This is a genomic window from Azoarcus sp. PA01 (genome assembly GCA_001274695.2).
Taxonomy (GTDB): Bacteria; Pseudomonadota; Gammaproteobacteria; order Burkholderiales; family Rhodocyclaceae; genus Aromatoleum.
This window is the reverse complement of the sequence record LARU01000004.1, coordinates 1,003,048-1,022,399: the sequence shown is the minus strand read 5'-3', so window position 1 is coordinate 1,022,399 and position 19,352 is coordinate 1,003,048. Positions and strand designations below refer to the sequence as shown.

Below are 19,352 nucleotides of genomic sequence, written 5' to 3'. Positions count from 1 at the left end.
GAAATGCTGAGTCAGGAATCGCTCCAACAGATCGATCGCGAGATCGCGAAATATCCGCCCGATCAGAAACAGTCGGCGGTAATGTCGGCGTTGCGCATCGCCCAGGTTGAAACGGGCTGGCTGGCGAAAGAGACGATCGAATTCGTCGCCGGCTATCTCGACATGCCGGCAATCGCCGCTTACGAGGTGGCGAGCTTCTACAACATGTACGATCTTCAGCCGGTGGGACGCCACAAGATCACGGTGTGCACGAACCTCCCGTGCGCGCTGTCGGGGGGCGTGCATGCAGCCGATTATGTGAAGCAGAAGCTCGGGATCGATTTCAACGAGACCACGCCGGACGGCAAATTCACGCTCAAGGAGGGTGAATGCATGGGCGCCTGTGGCGACGCTCCGGTGCTGCTGGTGAATAATCACCACATGTGCAGCTGGATGACGACGGAAAAGATCGATCAACTCCTGGCCGATCTGGAAAACAAATGAGCGCACGCGGACTTATTCTCGCCGGCGTCGACGGCGACCGTACCTGGCGGTTACAGGACTATATCGGACGCGGCGGTTATTCCGCGCTGAAAAAGATCATTGCGGAAAAGATTCCGGCCGAAACGATCATCGCCGAATTGAAGGCTTCCTCGCTGCGCGGACGCGGCGGTGCCGGTTTTCCCACCGGGCTCAAATGGAGCTTTATGCCGCGGTCATTCCCGGGAGCGAAATATCTCGCCTGCAATTCGGACGAGGGCGAGCCGGGCACTTTCAAGGATCGCGACATTCTTCGCTACAACCCGCACAGCGTCATCGAGGGCATGACGATCGCGGCGTATGCGATGGGATGCGAGCGCGGCTACAATTACATCCACGGCGAGATTTTCGAGATCTACGAACGCTTCGAGGAGGCGCTCGCCGAAGCGCGTGAAGCGGGACTGCTCGGGCAGAAAATCCTGGGTTCGGATTTTTCGTTCGAACTGTTCGCCCACCACGGCTACGGTGCGTACATCTGCGGTGAAGAGACCGCGCTGCTCGAGTCGATCGAAGGCAAGAAAGGCCAGCCGCGCTTCAAGCCGCCCTTTCCGGCGAGCTATGGCCTTTACGGCAAGCCCACGACGATCAACAACACCGAAACATTCGCGTCGGTGCCGTTCATCGTCAATATGGGCGGCGAGAATTTTCTCAACCTCGGGAAGCCGAACAACGGCGGCACGAAGCTGTTCTCGATCTCCGGGCACGTCAATCGTCCGGGGAACTACGAGATCGGGATGGGCACTCCCTTTGCGGAGCTGCTCGAAATGGCGGGCGGAATGCGCGGCGGGCGCAAGCTCAAAGCCGTCATTCCCGGCGGGTCGTCGTCCCCGGTGCTGCCGGCAGCCGTGATGATGGACTGCACGATGGACTACGACTCCATCGCCAAGGCCGGCTCGATGCTCGGTTCGGGCGCGGTGATCGTCATGGACGAGACCACCTGCATGGTGAAGGCGCTGGAGCGCCTGTCGTATTTCTACTTCGAGGAATCCTGCGGGCAGTGCACGCCGTGCCGCGAAGGAACCGGTTGGCTTTATCGGGTGGTTCATCGGATCGAGAACGGACTGGGACGTCGCGACGATCTCGATCTGCTCAACTCGGTGACCGGCAATATCATGGGACGCACCATTTGCGCCCTCGGTGATGCCGCGTCGATGCCGGTGCAGAGTTTCATCAAGCACTTCGGCTCGGAGTTCGAGTACCACATCGAAAACAAGAAATGTCTAGTGCCGCCCGAGGTCCAGCACCAGGGCAGCCAAATTTACGTGAGTCCGTGATGCTAGAGATCGAAATCGACGGCAAGCAGGTATCGGTCGAGGATGGCAGCACCGTGATGGATGCCGCGACCAAGATCGGTGCATACATTCCGCACTTCTGTTATCACAAGAAACTGTCCATCGCGGCCAATTGCCGCATGTGCCTCGTTCAGGTCGAAAAGGCGCCGAAGCCGCTGCCCGCGTGCGCGACTCCGGTCACCAACGGCATGAAGGTGTGGACGCGGTCGGATCAGGCGATCAAGGCGCAAAAGGGGGTGATGGAGTTTCTGCTCATCAACCACCCGCTCGATTGCCCGATCTGCGATCAGGGCGGCGAGTGCCAGCTGCAGGATCTGGCAGTGGGTTACGGCGGCAGCCAGTCGCGCTACGAGGAAGAAAAGCGCGTCGTGTTCAACAAGAACCTCGGACCGCTCGTCGCGACCGACATGACGCGTTGCATCAACTGCACGCGCTGCGTGCGATTCACGACCGAAATTGCAGGCATGATGGAACTCGGCCAGGCATTTCGTGGCGAGCATGCCGAAATCATGCCGTTCATCGAAAAGACGCTGGACTCCGAGTTGTCGGGCAACATCATCGACCTTTGCCCCGTCGGTGCGCTGACGTCGAAGCCTTTCCGTTTCGCTGCGCGGACGTGGGAGCTTTCCCGGCGCAAATCGATCAGCCCGCACGATTCGCTCGGCTCGAACCTCGTCGTTCAGGTCAAGCACGACATCGTCAAACGCGTGCTGCCGCTCGAGAACGAGGCGATCAACGAGTGCTGGCTGTCTGACAAGGACCGTTTTTCGTACGAAGGCCTGAACAGCGAGGATCGGCTGACGGTCCCGATGATCAAGCGGGATGGCGAATGGAAGGAAGTCGACTGGCAGACGGCGCTCGAATTCGTCGCGAACGGCCTGCTCGCGACAGCAAAGGAGAATGGGCCGGCGACGATCGGCGCCCTGGCGTCGCCTCATTCGACGCTCGAAGAATTGCACCTCTTGCAGAAGCTCGCCCGCACGCTCGGTACCGACAACATCGACTTCCGGCTGCGCCAGTGGGATTTCCGCGCGGACGGTCACCGCAGCGGCGCTCCGTGGCTCGGGATGGCGATCTCCGAGGTCGCGGAGCTGAATCGGCTGCTCATCATCGGCAGCTCGTTCCGTAAGGATGCGCCGCTGCTGGCGCAGCGTGTGCGCCAGGCCGCCAAGCGTGGGCTGCACGTGAATGCGATTCATGCCGCGAGCGACGACTGGTTGTTGCCGGTCAGGAACCGGGCGTTGGTTGCTCCGTCGGCAATGGTCGGCATGCTGCTGCAGGTCGCCGGAGCGCTGGCGGCCGAAAAAGGCGCGACGGTCGCGGACGAGATCGCTCCCCTCGTGCCCGCCGAGATCTCGGATGAAGCGCGCGCGATCGCGCAGAGCCTCTCCTCGGGCGCTCGCGTCGCGGTGTGGCTGGGCAATTTTGCGGAACAGTCCGAATTCGCCGCCGAACTGCAGACCGTCGCGCAGGAGATCGCCCGGTTGAGCGGCGGATCGCTGGGTTTCATCGGCGAAGCGGCGAACAGCGTCGGCGGGTATCTCGCGAAGGCGGCGCCGATCGTCGGCGGCTTCAATGTGCGGCAGATGGTCGAGCAGCCGCTGAAGTCCTATGTGCTGCTCAACGCCGAGCCGGATCTCGATTTTGCGAATCCTGTCGCGACGATGGCGGCGCTGCGCGGCGCGCGACTCGTCGTGGCGCTGTCGGCATTTACGTCGCCTGCGCTGCGCTCCTGTGCCACCGTGCTGCTACCGATTGCTCCTTTCAGCGAAACGTCCGGCACGTTCGTCAATTGCGAAGGCAGGGCGCAGAGCTTCAATGCCGTTGCGCGTCCGCGTGGTGAGGCCCGCCCCGGCTGGAAAGTCCTTCGCGTTCTCGGCAACCTGCTCGAACTGGAAGGGTTCGACCAGAACGATTCCGAGGCGGTCGCCGCGGAAGTGCTGTCGACCGACGTTGCCGAGCGCCTCGGGAACGGTGTGTCGGACATCGAGCTTTCGGCGCGTTCTGCTGTTCCAGGCGCGCTGGAGCGGGTGAGCGACGTGCCGATCTATTTCGCCGATCCGCTGGTGCGTCGGTCGCCGCCGCTGCAGAAGACGCGCGATGCCGCCGCCCCGTCCGTTCGGGCGAGCGCGGCGACCCTGGCGCGCCTGGGGTTCGAAGCGGGTGCGCGGGTTCGCGTGAAGCAGGGCGGGGCCGCCGCTGAACTGACCGTCGTCGTCGACGAAAACGTCGCCGACCAGTGCGTTCGCATTGCTGCCGCTCATCCTGTAACCGCAGCCCTCGGCCCGATGTGCGGCGAAATCAGCCTGGAGCGTGTCTGATGGAAGCGTTGCTCGACCCCGTCGTGCAGTTGTTCGGGCCTGCGTGGCCCGCAGTGTGGACCCTCACGAAGATCGTCGCGATCATCGCGCCGCTGATGCTTTGCGTAGCGTATCTGACGCTGGCGGAGCGCAAGGTCATCGGCTACATGCAGGTGCGGATCGGGCCGAACCGGGTCGGCCCGAAAGGACTGCTGCAGCCGATCGCGGACGGCATGAAGCTCCTGTTCAAGGAAATCATCGTCCCGTCCGGCGCCAGCAAGGGGCTGTTCATCCTCGGCCCGATCCTGGCGATCGCGCCGTCGCTGGCAGCCTGGGCGGTGGTGCCGTTCGGCGACGGAATGGTGCTCGCCGATGTCAACGCCGGGCTGCTGTTCCTGCTGGCCATCACGTCGGTCGAAGTGTATGGCGTGATCATCGCGGGGTGGGCATCGAACTCGAAATACCCGTTCCTCGGTTCCATGCGTGCCGCGGCACAGATGGTGTCGTACGAAGTGGCGATGGGCTTCGCGCTGATTTGCGTGCTGCTGATATCCGCGAGCCTCAACCTCACCGACATCGTCCGCTCGCAGGGACAGGGTCAATTCCACGACATGGGGCTGTCCTTCCTGTCTTGGAACTGGCTCCCGCTGTTTCCGATGTTCATCGTGTTCCTGATTTCGGGCATTGCGGAGACCAACCGCGCGCCGTTCGACGTCGTCGAAGGCGAATCCGAAGTCGTCGCCGGCCACATGGTCGAGTATTCGGGCATGGCATTCGCGCTGTTCTTCCTCGCCGAATACGCGAACATGATCCTGGTTTCGATCCTGACGTCGGTGCTGTTTGTCGGCGGCTGGCTGTCCCCGGTGAGCTTCCTGCCTGACGGGTTCTTCTGGCTGGCGTTGAAAACGGCATTTTTCCTGTTCGTGTTCCTGTGGGCGCGAGCAACGTTCCCGCGCTTCCGCTACGACCACATCATGCGGCTGGGCTGGAAGGTATTTATTCCCATCACCCTGGTGTGGGTGATCGTGGTGGCAGTGTGGATGATGTCCCCGCTGTCGATCTGGAGATGAGAGGCTGAAGATGGGTGCGAAGGATTACATCGGTAGCCTGTTCCTCACGGAACTGATCAAGGGCATGGCGCTGACCGGGCGTCACCTGTTTGCACGCAAGATCACCGTGCAGTTCCCGGAGGAGAAGACGCCGGCGAGCCCGCGATTTCGCGGACTGCACGCGCTGCGTCGCTATCCGAACGGAGAGGAGCGGTGCATCGCCTGCAAGCTTTGTGAAGCGATCTGCCCGGCGCTGGCGATCACGATCGAATCCGAGCAGCGGGACGACGGGTCGCGGCGCACCAGTCGCTATGACATCGACCTCACCAAGTGCATCTTTTGCGGCTTCTGCGAGGAAGCGTGCCCAGTCGATGCGGTGGTTGAAACCCGGGTGTTCGAGTATCACGGTGAAAAACGCGGCGATCTCTACTACACGAAGCAGATGCTGCTTGCCGTGGGCGATCGTTATGAAGCGCAGATCGCAGCCGATCGCGAAGCCGACGCCAAGTATCGCTAAGGGAGGGCGCTGACGGGCGCCACGAAAAGAAAATGGATTTCAAGACTTTCGTCTTCTACGTTCTCGCCGCGATCATGGTTTTCGCGGCGTTGAGGGTGATCACTGCGCGAAACCCGGTCCACGCGGCCTTGTTCCTGGTGCTGTCGTTCTTTTCGGCGGGCGGGATCTGGCTGTTGCTGACGGCCGAGTTTCTCGCGATCGTCCTCGTCATGGTGTACGTCGGCGCAGTCATGGTGCTGTTCCTGTTCGTCGTCATGATGCTGGACATCAACCTCGACCGCCTGCGACAGGGATTCTGGAGCTACCTGCCGGTGGGCGCGCTGATCGGCGTGCTGCTGGTGGTCGAAATGGCGCTGGTGCTCGGCGGACGGTACTTCGGACTGGAAGCGATGCCCGAGCCGCCGGTCGCGCAGGCGGGGTACAGCAACACGCGCGAGCTGGGGCGGTTGCTGTATACCGATTACGTGTATCCGTTCGAACTCGCTTCGCTGTTGCTGCTCGTGGCGATGATCGTCGCGGTGACCCTGACGCTGCGCAAGCGCAAGGGCGTGCGCTATCTCAATCCGTCCGAGCAGATCTCGATCAAGCGTGGCGACCGCGTCGAACTGGTTTCGATGTCCGCCGAGAAAGAATAAGAACTGCTGCCGCTGTTAGGCCGATGCAATCAGGGAGTCATTGATGCTTTCGCTTTCCCACTATCTCGTTCTGGGCGCGATCCTGTTCGCGATCAGCGTGGTCGGGATTTTCCTCAACCGGAAGAACCTGATCGTCCTGCTGATGGCTATCGAGTTGATGCTGCTCGCGGTCAATCTGAACTTCATTGCCTTTTCGCATTATCTCGGCGATCTGGCAGGGCAGATCTTTGTTTTCTTCATTCTCACCGTGGCAGCAGCAGAATCGGCAATCGGTCTTGCGATTCTGGTGGTGTTGTTCCGCAATCTGCGGACGATCCATGTGGATGATCTCGACAGCCTCAAGGGTTAAGGAAGCGGCTCGATGACGGACATGCAAAAGCTTTATCTCCTGGTACCGCTGGCACCGCTGGCCGGCGCACTTCTCGCCGGACTGTTCGGCAAGCTGATCGGACGCGCGGGCGCGCACATCGTCACGATCCTCGGGGTCGCCGTGGCGCTCGCGGCATCGGTGGTGATCTATCAGGACGTGCAGGCCGGGAACACGTTCAACGGAACCGTGTATACGTGGATGACGACCGGAAATCTGACCCTCGAGGTCGGTTTTCTGATCGACTCGCTGACCGTGATGATGATGCTCGTCGTGAGCTTCGTGTCGCTGATGGTGCATATCTACACGATTGGCTACATGCACGACGACCCGGGCTACCAGCGCTTCTTCAGCTATATCTCGCTGTTCACCTTTTCGATGCTGATGCTGGTCATGTCGAACAACTTCCTCCAGTTGTTCTTCGGCTGGGAGGCAGTGGGCCTGGTCTCGTATCTGCTCATCGGCTTCTGGTACGAGCGCCCGACGGCGATCTATGCGAACCTCAAGGCGTTCCTGGTCAACCGCGTCGGCGACTTCGGCTTTCTGCTCGGCATCGGCCTGATCGCCGCCTACGCCGGAAGCCTCGATTACGCCGAAGTGTTCGCCAAGGCGGGCGAGCTCGCCGCGCAGGACATGGCGGTCACCGGCTGGCCGCTGATCACCGCGATCTGCATCTGCCTGTTCATCGGCGCGATGGGCAAGTCCGCGCAGGTCCCGCTGCATGTCTGGCTTCCCGATTCGATGGAAGGTCCGACTCCGATTTCCGCGCTGATTCACGCGGCGACGATGGTGACGGCCGGCATTTTCATGGTCGCGCGCATGTCGCCGCTGTTCGAGCTGTCGGATGTCGCGCTGTCGTTCGTGCTCGTGATCGGCGCGACCACCGCGCTCTTCATGGGTTTCCTCGGCATCGTCCAGAACGACATCAAGCGCGTCGTCGCGTACTCGACCCTCTCGCAGCTCGGCTACATGACCGTCGCGCTGGGTGTGTCGGCGTATTCGGCGGCGGTGTTCCACCTGATGACGCACGCGTTCTTCAAGGCGCTGCTGTTCCTCGGCGCCGGTTCGGTCATCATCGGCATGCATCACGACCAGGACATGCGCAACATGGGTGGCCTGTGGAAATACATGCCGGTGACCTGGTTCACGTCGCTGCTCGGGTCGCTCGCGCTGATCGGTTTCCCGTTCTTCTCGGGTTTCTATTCGAAGGACTCGATCATCGAGGCCGTGCATGCTTCGACGATTCCGGGTGCCGGCTACGCGCTGTTCTGCGTGCTGTTCGGTGTCTTCATCACCGCGTTTTATTCGTTCCGCATGTATTTCCTCGTTTTCCACGGCAAGGAGCGCTTCGGCGCGAACCACGGCCATCACGATCACCACGGCGACCACGAGGACGAGGAACCGAGCGCGGATCACCACCACGGTCTCGCCCCTGGCCAGAAGCCGCACGAGTCCCCGTGGGTCGTCACGCTGCCGCTGGTGCTGCTCGCGATTCCGTCAGTCGTGATCGGGTTCTTCACGATCGAGCCGATGCTGTTCGGAGAATGGTTCAAGGGCGTGATTCACGTCGGCGCGAACCATGTCGGTCTGTCCGAACTGGCCGAAAACTTCCACGGGCCGGTGGCCATGGCGATCCACGGGCTGCAGACCGCGCCGTTCTGGCTCGCGATGGGCGGTGTCGGACTTGCGTGGTTCTTCTATATGGTGCGGCCGGACATTCCGGCAGCGATACAGCGCACCTTCCGGCCGCTGCATGCACTGCTCGAGAACAAGTACTTCTTCGATCGTTTCAACGAGATCATTTTTGCCGGCGGCTCACGTCAACTCGGCAAGGGACTGTGGAAGGGCGGCGACCAGGGGTTGATCGACGGAATTGCGGTGAACGGGACCGCCAGGCTGGTCGGCTGGGTCGCACAGATCAGCCGGCTGTTCCAGACCGGTCACCTTTACCAGTACGCGTTCGCAATGATCATCGGGGTCTTCATCCTGCTCACCTTCTGGTTCAACCTCGGTTGAACGGGCCGGAACAGTGAATAACGATAAACGCGCGTCGGTCGTCGACGCACTTGACGGAAAGTAACGATGACGAGTTTGCCATTCCTGAGCCTTGCGATCTGGGTACCGATCCTGGGGGGGTTGCTCGTGCTAGCGACCGGGTCGGATCGTAATGCGCCGCTGGCGCGATTCCTGGCCATGCTGGTCGCCATTGCCGGTTTCCTCGTGACGCTGCCGCTGTACTCGCAGTTCGACGCGAGTACCAGCGCGATGCAGTTCGTCGAGGTCCTGCCGTGGATCCCGCGCTTCAACATCAACTACCACCTCGGGGTCGACGGGATTTCGGTCCTGTTCATCCTGTTGAACGCGTTCATCACGATCATCGTCGTGATCGCCGGATGGCAGGTGATCCGAGAGAAGGTGGCGCAGTACATGGCTGCGTTCCTGATCATGTCGGGCCTGATGAACGGCATCTTCTCGGCACTGGATGCCGTGCTGTTCTACACGTTCTTCGAGGCGTCGCTGATTCCGCTCTATCTCGTCATCGGCATCTGGGGCGGCGCGAACCGCGTCTACGCGGCGATCAAGTTCTTCCTCTATACGCTGCTCGGCTCGCTGCTGATGCTGATTGCGCTGCTGTATCTGTTCATGGAAGCGGGCGGCAGTTTCAACATCCTCGACTGGCACCAGCTGCCGCTCGGGATGGGGCCGCAGACGCTGATTTTCTGGGCTTTCCTCATCGCGTTCGCGGTGAAAGTGCCGATGTGGCCGGTCCATACCTGGCTGCCCGATGCGCACGTCGAGGCGCCGACCGGGGGGTCGGTGGTGCTGGCGGCAATCGCGCTGAAGCTCGGTGCCTACGGTTTCCTGCGTTTCTCGCTGCCGATCGTCCCGGACGCGGCGCAGGCGATGGCGCCCGTGATGATTGCGCTGTCCCTGATCGCGGTGATCTATATCGGCTTCGTCGCCCTCGTGCAGACGGACATGAAGAAGCTGGTCGCGTATTCGTCGATCTCGCACATGGGCTTCGTCACGCTCGGGTTCTTCATGTTCAACACCATCGGCCTCGAGGGCGCGCTGGTGCAGATGATTTCGCACGGCTTCGTCTCGGGCGCGATGTTCCTTTGCATCGGGGTGCTGTATGACCGCATGCACTCGCGCAACATCGCCGACTACGGCGGCGTGGTGAAGGTGATGCCTAAGTTCGCCGCGTTCTTCATGCTGTTTGCGATGGCCAACGCCGGGCTGCCCGGCACCAGCGGCTTCGTCGGCGAATTCATGGTCGTTCTCGGTGCGGTCCAGTTCAATTTCTGGGTCGCGTTCGGCGCGGCGATCACGCTGATTCTCGGCGCTGCCTACACCCTGTGGATGTACAAGCGCGTGGTCTTCGGCGTGATCGGCAACAGCCACGTGGCCCAGCTGAACGACATCAACGGGCGAGAGTTCGCGTTCCTCGGGGTTCTGGCCCTGTGCGTGCTGGCAATGGGCTTGTACCCATACCCCTTCACCGAAGTCATGCATGCTTCGGTCAATGAACTCCTGCGGCACGTTGCCGTAAGCAAGCTCTAATCGAGCGGGCGAGACTTTTTTCGGACTGGTCAGAAGATGAATTTTGTTATTCCCGACTTCTACCCCGCGGCGGCCGAGATTTTTGTTGCCGTGATGGCGCTCATCGTCATGATGGCGACGACCTTTGCGCGGCGGATTGCGCGCGGTCTGGCCTATTATCTGACCCAGGCAACCCTGGTCGCGGCCGCGTTCATCACGATTGGAACGATGGACGGTGAGGTCACGTTGACGTTCAGCAACATGTTCATTTCGGACCTGATGGGCGATTTCCTCAAGGTGATGATCTACTTCACCGTCGCGATCGCCCTGCTGTATGGACGCGGCTATCTCGCCGACCGCAACATCGATCGCCCCGAGTACTATCTGCTCACGCTGCTGATGACGCTCGGCATGATGGTGATGGTCACGTCGAACCACATGTTGTCGCTGTACATCGGACTGGAGATGATGTCGCTGTCGCTGTACGGGATGGTGGCGTTCGACCGCGAGTCGGCTCGTTCGACCGAAGCGGCGATGAAGTATTTCGTGCTCGGCGCGCTCGCGTCCGGCCTGCTGCTGTACGGCATGTCGATGGTTTATGGCGCGACCGGCAGTCTCGAGTTCTCGGGAATCGCGCAGTCGATCTATCACCAGGCCGCCAACAGGACCGTGCTGCTGTTCGGCGTGGTGTTCCTGGTCGCGGGCATCGCGTTCAAGCTGGGGGTGGTGCCTTTCCACATGTGGGTGCCTGACGTCTATCAGGGCGCGCCGACGGCCGTGACGCTGATGATCTCGTCGGCACCGAAGCTTGCCGCGTTTGCGATGACGATGCGCTTGCTCGTGTATGGCCTGTTCGAACTGGCGGAACAGTGGCAGTCGATGCTGATGTTCCTCGCCGTGCTGTCGATCATTCTCGGCAACTTTGCGGCGATCGCCCAGTCGAGCATCAAGCGGATGCTCGCGTATTCGGGCATTTCGCACATGGGCTTCGTGTTGCTGGGCCTGCTTTCCGGCGTCGTCGAGGGCGACCGCCATTTCGCGCTCAACGCCTACAGTTCGGCGATGTTCTACGCCGTGTCGTACGTGATCATGAGCCTCGCGTCGTTCGGCATGGTGATCCTGCTGTCGCGGGCGGGGTTCGAAGCCGAGAATATCGACGACTTCAAGGGGCTGAACAAGCGCAGTTCGTGGTTCGCGGCGATGATGATGGTCGTCATGTTCTCGATGGCGGGCATCCCGTTCTTCATCGGGTTCTTCGCGAAACTCGCGGTGCTCCAGGCGGTCGTCGCAGCGGGCTATGTGTGGCTCGCCGTGCTGGCGGTGGTGATGTCGGTGATCGGGGCGTATTACTACCTGCGCGTCGTGAAGGTCATGTATTTCGATGAGCCGGCCGACTCCGCGCCGATCCGTGCTCCGGCCGAAGTCCGCGTGATGCTTTCGGCCAATGGTCTGGCGATCGCGGTACTCGGCCTGCTGCCCCAGGGGCTGATGTCGGTCTGCGCGTATGCCTTGCTCGCCTCCCTCTGAGCGGGACCCCCTGGAAGAACTCGAACTCGAATCCGAGGCGGTTTTCGACGGGGCATTGCTGGAAGTCAGACGCGACCGCGTCAGGCTCCCCGATGGGGCGGAATCGCTGCGCGAATATGTGCGCCATCCAGGCGCGGTGGTGGTGCTTGCAGTGCTTCCGGACGGCAGGCTGCTGTTCGAGCGCCAGTATCGCTACCCGCTTCGGCAGGCCTTTCTCGAGCTGCCGGCCGGAAAGATCGATGCCGGCGAAGACCTCCTCGGTTGTGCACGCCGGGAACTGCGCGAAGAGACCGGCTACGAGGCGGACGAATGGCAGTATCTGGGTGTGATGCACCCGTGCATCGGCTATTCGGACGAACGCATCGAGATTTTTCTCGCACGCGGTCTCACCCACGTCGGTAACGCGCTCGACGACGGGGAGTTTCTCGAGGTCCTGACCCTTTCCGTCGAGGAGGCGCTGGAAGCGTCCCAGGACGGACGCATCACGGACGCCAAGAGCATTGTCGCGCTGTTCCGGGGCTTTCGTGCGCTGGGCCTGGCGGTGGGACCGGCGGGCGGCAGCTGAAAGCTCTCTGGCGGCGATCCTGCCTCGCTGTGCCGCTTGTCGCTTCTGTGGCGCCTGTTCCTTTGCGATGACCAAAACCCCGCGAGTTTCCGCTCGCGGGCTTTTGTTTTGCTCTTCAGCCGCAGGTTCCGACGGCGCCGCAGGCAGTGCAGAAATCGCAGCCGTCCTTGCGGATCACCGAATAATTCCCGCATTCGGCGCACAGCGCACCCTGCATGACTTTCGGGTCGCTGTTCTCGCGCGGCGCCTCGAGAATCCCCATCTCGCGGACCGGATAACCCTTTTCATCGAGAACGCCGAGCATCGCATAGCGATGGATGATCAAGCGCGCCATGTACGCGACCGTGCTCGGGTAGTTCTGCTGGCGCTTTGTCCCGGGAACGAACGCCATGAAGTCGCCGAGAGGTTCCGGGTAGTTCAGCAGCTTGCGCAGTTTCATGCCGATCCACGCCGGGTCCATGACCCGCATGTCGAGCGACAGGATGCGGGTCAGCCCGTCCAGTGCGCGGGGGTAATTGCCCGAGAGCCACAGTGAATACGGCCGGGTGACGCCCACCGAGAAGTCGTCCTGGGCCGGAAGCGTGATCTCCTTCATCCCGAGGACGAAGTCTTCACCGGTAGCGGGGTTCTGGATGTCAACAGTCCAGGACAGCGTGCCGTCGGTGCCGGTCTTCGGCTCCTGCAGGCTGAACAGCGTGTCGAGCACCGGCGTCGGGCCCTCGACAGCGAGTGCGCCGAGCCGTTCGCAACGATAGCGCACGACCTGAGCGAACGCGGAAACAACCCCCGGGAAGAGTTTTTTCTCCCCGTGAGGCGGGAACGGCATCTCGAACGACTTTTCGCCGATCGTCATCGCCAGCGTCTCGAGCTTGAGCTTGAGCCAGCCGTGGTCGTTGGCGCGCATGTCCATCGACAGCGTCTTGGCGACCGCGCCGAGTCCGCGCGGCTGGTCGGCGCCGTTGACCCAGACTTCGAACGGGAAACCGCCGATGCCCAGGGTTTCGGTTTCGATGTGGCCGACGAACAGCGCGAACTCACCTTGCGGCGTGCCGAGCATGTAGGTCCACGCGAGATTGCCGTCAGGCAGCTCGGGGCGGCCGGGCCAGCGCAGGCTCGACAGTACCGGCGCAGGCAGGCTCTTGATCGCCAGGCGCTTGTTCGGACCGGAGAACTCGATGTCCTGCGGTTGCTTCGGTCCGGCGGATGGCGTCACCGACAGCACCGAGCCGAGCACCGAGTTCGGGCGATAGGTCGCCAGGCCCTTGAGGCCGGCTTTCCACGCGGACAGGTAGAGATCCTCGAACTCGGCATACGGGTAGTCTTCCGGCACGTTCACGGTCTTCGAGATCGACGTGTCGACGTACGGCGCGACCGCTGCGACCATGTCCTTGTGCGCCTGGGCGGAAATCTCGAGAGCGGTGACGAAATAGGGCGGAAGCTCGTCGATATTGCCGCCGAGGTGCCTGAAAAGCCGCCACGCGTAGTCCTCGACCGCGTATTCCTTGTAAGTCCCGTCGGCCATACGCTTGCGCCGCGTGTAGGTGTAGGAGAAGGGCGGCTCGATGCCGTTCGATGCGTTGTCGGCAAAGGCGAGCGAGATCGTGCCGGTCGGGGCGATCGAGAGGAGGTGGGAGTTGCGCAGCCCGTGCTTGCGGATCTTGTCCTTGAGGTCCGCGGGCAGGCGCGATGCGAAGTTGCCGCCCGACAGGTAAAGATCGGCGTTGAACAGCGGAAAAGCGCCGCGTTCCTTCGCGAGCTCGACCGACGCCAGATAGGCCCGGTCTCGCATGTACTCCGAGATCTTGGTCGCCACGGCGCGCGCTTCGGGCGAATCGTAGCGCTTGCACAGCATGATCAGCGCGTCACCGAGTCCGGTGAAGCCGAGGCCGACGCGCCGTTTCGACTGCGCTTCGTTCTCCTGTTGCGCCAACGGCCAGTGGGTCACGTCGAGCACGTTGTCGAGCATGCGGATCGCGACGTCGACGACCTTGCCGAACGCCGGGTAATCGAATTCCGCCTTGTCGGTGAACGGATGCTTGACGAATGGGGTGAGGTTGATCGAACCGAGGTCGCAGCAGCCGTAGGGCGGCAGCGGCTGCTCGGCGCAGGGGTTGGTCGCTTCGATCGTTTCGCAGTAGTGAAGGTTGTTGTCCTGGTTCATCCGGTCGAGGAACAGGATCCCCGGCTCGGCGTGGTCGTACGTCGAACGCATGATCTGGTCCCACAGCTCGCGCGCGGGGAGCTTGCGGTAGACCCACAGGCCGTCGTCACGCTGATACGCGCCGGCCGCCTTCAGCTCCTCGATCGGCTCGGCCTTGTGCGCGAGTTCGACGTCGGCATCACTGTCGACCGCCTTCATGAACGCGTCCGTCACGCCCACCGAGATGTTGAAGTTGGTCAGGTCGCCATGATCCTTGGCGTGGATGAATTCCTCGATGTCCGGATGGTCGCAGCGCAGCACCCCCATCTGGGCACCGCGACGGGCGCCTGCCGATTCGACGGTTTCGCAGGACCGATCGAACACGCGCATGTAGGACACCGGGCCCGACGCATTCGACAGCGTGCCGCGGACAAGTGCGCCCTTCGGCCGGATGCTGGAAAAGTCGTAGCCGACGCCGCCGCCGCGGCGCATCGTTTCTGCTGCCTGGGCGAGGGCGGTATAGATGCCGGGGCGTCCATCGACCGCTTCGGTCACCGAATCGCCGACCGGCTGGACGAAGCAGTTGATCAGCGTCGCCTGAAGATTCGTTCCGGCAGCGCTGTTGATGCGGCCCGCGGGCACGAAGCCTTTTTCCTGGGCTTCGAGAAATTTCGCTTCCCAGTGCGGGCGCTTGTCTTCGGCTTCGACAGTCGCCAGCGCCCGTGCCACCCGGGCGCGCACTTCGCCCACGCTCCGCTCGTCACCCTTGGCGTATTTTTCGACCAGAACTTCGCCAGAAATCTCCTGCGGCGCCAGCGTGGATGCGTCGGTCTTGCCCTTGGCCTGATGATGGATAGCGATGCTCATGGTCTTTTTTGGAGTTGTCTGAAGGTGACCGAAGAATAGCGTGTAAAAGGCGATAAGGCAAAAAAATAAAACGGTTAAAAAACAAGATATTGATGTTTATTTCGGTATGTCAACCGCTAGATTCGCACTATATGTAGTAGGTCCGGGGACGGCATTTTTCCCCGAATCCCGCTTCCCGCAAGGCTCTTGCGGGGTTCGGCCGGAAGTGACGGCGCAGGTCCGGTGAAAAGAATTCCTGCCGCGTCGGGGGCCGGCTGAAAGCGAAAAGACGGCATCCGTCTTGCACGCCGGGAAGGACGGGGTGATCGCGCCCGCACTGTGATTCGGGCAACCGGGTGGTCCGGAGACTCGTCGCGAGGCGGGGTTCCTCCGCCGCGAGCCCCGTCTCCGTCGTGCTCAGTGCGGTCCGCGGGGCGTGTTCGAGTTTGGGGCGGGGGGGCGCGACGAAAAGGTGACGATCCGGCCCGGCAAGGGTTCAGGTTGGAGCGTTGCATGGTCGATGCCGAACTGGTCGGCGAGGAGCCGTTGCAGCGCAACGAGGGTTGTCGGCCAGGCATGCGATGAGTGCAGGACGACATGCGCCGAAAGTGCGACATGGTTCGAGTCGAGGCTCCACACATGCAGGTCGTGAATCGAATGCACGCCTTCGACTTCCGCCATCGCCTGGCCGATCGCCGCCAGAGAGAGATTGTCCGGCACACCTTCGAGCAGCGTGTGGGTGGCGACGCGAAGCAGTTTCAGCGTCGAGGCGAGGATCAGCCCGCAGATCAGCATCGACAGCAGGGGGTCGGCCGGGTACCAGCCGGTGTAATGGATCACGATCCCGGACGTGAGTGCGGCGACAGACCCGAGCAGGTCCCCGAACACGTGAAGCAGCGCGGCGCGCGTGTTCAGATCGGCGTCGCCGTGCGACAACATCCACGCGACGATCACGTTGATCGCCAGCCCGAGCGTGGCGACGCCGATCACCGTGCCGGCCTCGACCGGTTGCGGCGTGATCAGGCGCTCGATCGCGTGCCATGCGATCAGCGCCACGACGAACAGCATGAACAGTCCGTTGAGCATCCCTGCGAGCGTCTCGACGCGGCGCAGTCCATAGGTGTGGCGGGGGCTGGAGGGACGGCGGGCCAATATGCTCGCTGCAGTCGCCAGGGCCAGCGCGAGGCTGTCGGTGAGCATGTGTCCGGCATCGCCGAGCAGCGCTAGCGAACCTGACCACCAGCCTGCGATGGCTTCGACTGCGGCGAAACCCAGGGTCATCGCGAGCGCCCAGGGCAAGGCGCGGTTGGGGCGCCCGTCGGGATGGAGGGTGTCGCCGTGCCGGTGGTGCGCGTGATCGTGGATCGCCGTCATCCTGTTCGTCGTTGTCGGAACGTGTTCCCGCGCTGCGCTGCAGGGATGCCTAGAATGAGTGTGTTTCGTGTCCGATCCTCGCCGCGGGCCGCGCGGCGAGCCTGCATGATCGTCCGGACGCCGGAGTCCGGGCGGGTCAACCGGAGTCCAAGTATGCGCATTGTTTCGTGGAACATTCAATGGGGCCGCGGCGCGGACGGGCGCGTCGATCTGGCGCGGACCGTCGCCGCGATCCATGACATCGGCGACGCGGAAGTGATCTGCCTGCAGGAAGTGGCGCAGAATTTCCCCGGTCTCGAAGGCGGCAACCGCGAAGACGAAGTGGCGCTCCTGGCTGCCGCGTTCCCCGGCCATGAAGCGATCTATGGGGCGGGCATCGATGTGCCCGATGGGGCCGGCGGACGGGCGCGTTTCGGCAACCTGATGCTGTCGCGCCTGGAGATCGGCCCCGTGTTCCGGCATCTGCTTCCGTGCCCTGCCGACCCTGGGCAGCCCGCGATGCAGCGCTGCTGCGTCGAGGCCGTCCTGCAGGCGCCGTGGGGCCCCGTCCGCGTCCTGACGACGCATCTCGAATACTATTCCGCGCGACAGCGCGCGGCGCAGGTGGCGATGGTGCGCGCGCTGCAGAAGGAGGTTGCCGGACATGTCGACGCCGGCCCAGCCGGGCGGGAGGCCAGCCCGGCTTTTGCCGCGGGGCGCGGGCCCTTGGCTGCGGTCGTCTGCGGGGACTTCAACTGCGAGCCGGGATCCGGCGCCTACACGTTGATGGCGGCCGAGATCGCGTTACACGTCCCGCCGTGGCGGGACGCTTGGCGCGTCAAGCATGGCAGCCGTGCACATGACCCGACGGTCGGCCTTCACGGGGCCGAATGGCCGGGGCGAACCTATTGCTGCGATTACGCCTGGGTGTCGGAGGATCTCGCCGCCCGTGTCGCGCAGGTCGAAGTGTACGCCGCGACTGCGGCGTCCGACCACCAGCCGCTGGTGCTCGAGCTGAACGATTGACGACGTTCTTCAGCCGGCCGGAGCGGTCGGTAGCACGAGGTCGCGATACGCGTGCCAGCTTGCGTGGCCGACGATCGGCATCAGCACCACCAGTCCGAGATGGAAGGTCATGAATCCGATCACCGTCAGGCCGGCGATCATGAACGCCCAGAGAATCATCGCGCCCGGGTTGCGCATCAAGGCCGCGACGCTCGTCAACATCGCCGAGATCGCGTCCTGGTTGCGGTCGAGCATCAACGGCACGGAAATCACGCTGACGGCGAACACGATCGTCGCAAAGATCAGGCCGACGCCGAAATACACGAGCAGGAACTCAAGGTTGTCGAGGGCCAGCAACTGCGTCAGGAAACCGGACAGGTTCGGCATCTCGTTGGTGTAGAACAGCGCGAATACGACCATCGACGCGCGCGCCCAGACGAGGAACACGATGCCCAGCACGACCGCGAAAATGCCGATGTTGCCGGCGTTGCGCTTCCACACCGTCAGGGTCGGGAGGAGCGCGCAGGGCGCGCCTTGCTCGCGTCGCCGGCTGATCTCGTACAGACCCATCGCGAGAAACGGTCCTAGGAGGAGAAAGCCCGACGTGAGCGCGACCGTGTACGCGTAGGCGTGCTCGAAAACCATCGTGACGAGCAATCCCATGGCGGCAAAGCAGAATCCGTAGAACAGGCTCGGTATCGGGCAGGCATGGAAATCCGCCCAGCCGCTCCTGAGCCAGTGCAGCGGTGCCCCCGCTCCGACGTCCCGGACAACGGGAAACGCCCACTCCTCGGTCCCCAGCTTGACATCCTCCGGCTGCGACATCTCTCTCTCCTGTTGTGGACTTTGTTGTCGATGCAGCGCACGGATTGCCTCTTTGTCTTGTCAGCGGCCGGTGAGGAAGCTCCGTATCGCATTGCTCACGGCATCGGGGGCCTCGGCCAGCATCGCGTGGCCGGCGCGAGGAATGGCTATCATACGTGCGCTTTCCGCTCCCCGGCAAGCGCTTCGTGCAAAGGTTTGACTGCGCGCCGCGGCGTCATCTGGTCGCGCTCGGCGCAGAGCAGCAGCGTCGGGCAGCGGACCGCCGCCGCGGCTGCGAGACCGTTTTCGTAGGCGTTGCAGGCACCGAGGTCGGTGGCCAGCACGCTGTCGCCCTGTCGTTCCATGAGGCGGCGATTCAGCCCCGTGAGCGAGAGTCCCGGCACGGCGCTCGCGCCGAGCTGCGACGCGAAAGTGTAGGACCACTGGTTGATCATCGCATGGGCCGTGGCCCGGTCGTCGTGGGCCGCGGACAGCAGCGGTGCGGCCACCGGCATCGGTGCGACGCTTCCGAGCAGAATCAGCTGCGTGATGCGGTCGGGGAACTGTGCCGCCGCCTGCAGCGCGACGAGCGATCCCATGCTGTGTCCGGCGATCGCGGCACGCCGGACGCCGGCCGCTTCGAGCAGCGCCGCGACCCAGCCTGCGAGCGCTTCGATCGATGCGAGCGGGGCGCCACCGGAGCGGCCATGTCCGGGGAGATCCGGGGCGAGCACCGAAAAGCCGTGGCGCGCGAAGTGGCGCGCCTGGAAGGTCCACACACTGTGATCGTGAGCGGCGCCATGCAGCAGCACGACGACCGGCTGGGCGGGCGCGAAACTCCGCCCGCCGGTGTAGATGAAGACCGGGAGCCCGGACACTGTGAGCTGCAC

Annotated in this window: 16 protein-coding genes; 12 read left to right on the top strand and 4 right to left on the bottom strand. The window is 62.9% G+C overall.

From position 1 onward, the window contains the following. The first annotated feature begins 3 nt into the window (after positions 1-3). The 11 genes from nuoE (at position 4) to PA01_16855 (ending at position 12,314) form a co-directional block, all read left to right on the top strand. Positions 4-483, top strand: a complete 480-nt coding sequence (gene nuoE, locus PA01_16905) for an NADH-quinone oxidoreductase subunit NuoE (protein ID KON80095.1) — start codon at positions 4-6, stop codon at positions 481-483. After that, positions 480-1,793: an NADH-quinone oxidoreductase subunit NuoF gene (gene nuoF, locus PA01_16900; GenBank protein KON80094.1), complete on the top strand. Its 1,314-nt coding sequence runs from the start codon at positions 480-482 to the stop codon at positions 1,791-1,793. The genes nuoE and nuoF overlap by 4 nt, the downstream gene beginning before the upstream one ends. Further along, positions 1,793-4,132, top strand: a complete 2,340-nt coding sequence (gene nuoG / locus PA01_16895; protein KON80093.1) for an NADH-quinone oxidoreductase subunit NuoG — start codon at positions 1,793-1,795, stop codon at positions 4,130-4,132. Before nuoF ends, nuoG begins: the two co-directional genes overlap by 1 nt. Next, positions 4,132-5,181: an NADH-quinone oxidoreductase subunit NuoH gene (gene nuoH / locus PA01_16890; GenBank protein ID KON80092.1), complete on the top strand. Its 1,050-nt coding sequence runs from the start codon at positions 4,132-4,134 to the stop codon at positions 5,179-5,181. Before nuoG ends, nuoH begins: the two co-directional genes overlap by 1 nt. A 10-nt stretch (positions 5,182-5,191) precedes the next feature. Beyond that, positions 5,192-5,677: an NADH-quinone oxidoreductase subunit NuoI gene (nuoI, locus tag PA01_16885; GenBank protein ID KON80091.1), complete on the top strand. Its 486-nt coding sequence runs from the start codon at positions 5,192-5,194 to the stop codon at positions 5,675-5,677. 32 nt (positions 5,678-5,709) lie between these two features. Next, a complete protein-coding gene (locus PA01_16880; GenBank protein KON80090.1) occupies positions 5,710-6,312 on the top strand; it encodes an NADH-quinone oxidoreductase subunit J in 603 nt (200 codons plus the stop codon). A 43-nt stretch (positions 6,313-6,355) separates the two neighbouring features. Continuing rightward, positions 6,356-6,661: an NADH-quinone oxidoreductase subunit NuoK gene (nuoK, locus tag PA01_16875; protein ID KON80089.1), complete on the top strand. Its 306-nt coding sequence runs from the start codon at positions 6,356-6,358 to the stop codon at positions 6,659-6,661. Between the two features lie 12 nt (positions 6,662-6,673). After that, positions 6,674-8,695, top strand: a complete 2,022-nt coding sequence (gene nuoL / locus PA01_16870; GenBank protein KON80088.1) for an NADH-quinone oxidoreductase subunit L — start codon at positions 6,674-6,676, stop codon at positions 8,693-8,695. Positions 8,696-8,761: 66 nt separating this feature from the next. After that, entirely contained in the window at positions 8,762-10,243 is a 1,482-nt protein-coding gene (locus PA01_16865; GenBank protein KON80087.1) for an NADH-quinone oxidoreductase subunit M, read from the top strand. A 36-nt stretch (positions 10,244-10,279) separates the two neighbouring features. Then, positions 10,280-11,749 (top strand): NADH-quinone oxidoreductase subunit NuoN, encoded by a 1,470-nt coding sequence (gene nuoN / locus PA01_16860; GenBank protein ID KON80086.1) that lies wholly within the window; start codon positions 10,280-10,282, stop codon positions 11,747-11,749. Further along, positions 11,727-12,314, top strand: a complete 588-nt coding sequence (locus tag PA01_16855) for an NUDIX hydrolase (GenBank protein KON80085.1) — start codon at positions 11,727-11,729, stop codon at positions 12,312-12,314. Before nuoN ends, PA01_16855 begins: the two co-directional genes overlap by 23 nt. A 115-nt stretch (positions 12,315-12,429) precedes the next feature. Here PA01_16855 and PA01_16850 read toward each other — a convergent pair whose 3' ends face one another. Further along, positions 12,430-15,321, bottom strand: coding sequence for an adenosylcobalamin-dependent ribonucleoside-diphosphate reductase (locus PA01_16850; GenBank protein KON80084.1), 2,892 nt, complete (start codon positions 15,319-15,321; stop codon positions 12,430-12,432). 396 nt (positions 15,322-15,717) lie between these two features. Next, entirely contained in the window at positions 15,718-16,674 is a 957-nt protein-coding gene (locus tag PA01_16845) for a cation diffusion facilitator family transporter (protein ID KON80083.1), read from the bottom strand. 153 nt (positions 16,675-16,827) lie between these two features. Here PA01_16845 and PA01_16840 point away from each other — a divergent pair, with 153 nt between their 5' ends. Continuing rightward, positions 16,828-17,679 carry an endonuclease/exonuclease/phosphatase family protein gene (locus PA01_16840; GenBank protein ID KON80082.1) on the top strand — a complete coding sequence of 284 codons (852 nt, stop codon included), beginning with the start codon at positions 16,828-16,830 and terminating at the stop codon, positions 17,677-17,679. Positions 17,680-17,688: 9 nt separating this feature from the next. Here the strand turns inward: PA01_16840 and PA01_16835 are convergent, their stop codons facing one another. Together PA01_16835 and PA01_16830 are read right to left on the bottom strand one after the other, a co-directional pair. After that, positions 17,689-18,483, bottom strand: a complete 795-nt coding sequence (locus tag PA01_16835; protein ID KON80081.1) for a DUF2189 domain-containing protein — start codon at positions 18,481-18,483, stop codon at positions 17,689-17,691. 149 nt (positions 18,484-18,632) lie between these two features. Beyond that, positions 18,633-19,352, bottom strand: coding sequence for an alpha/beta hydrolase (locus PA01_16830; protein ID KAI5912362.1), 720 nt, complete (start codon positions 19,350-19,352; stop codon positions 18,633-18,635).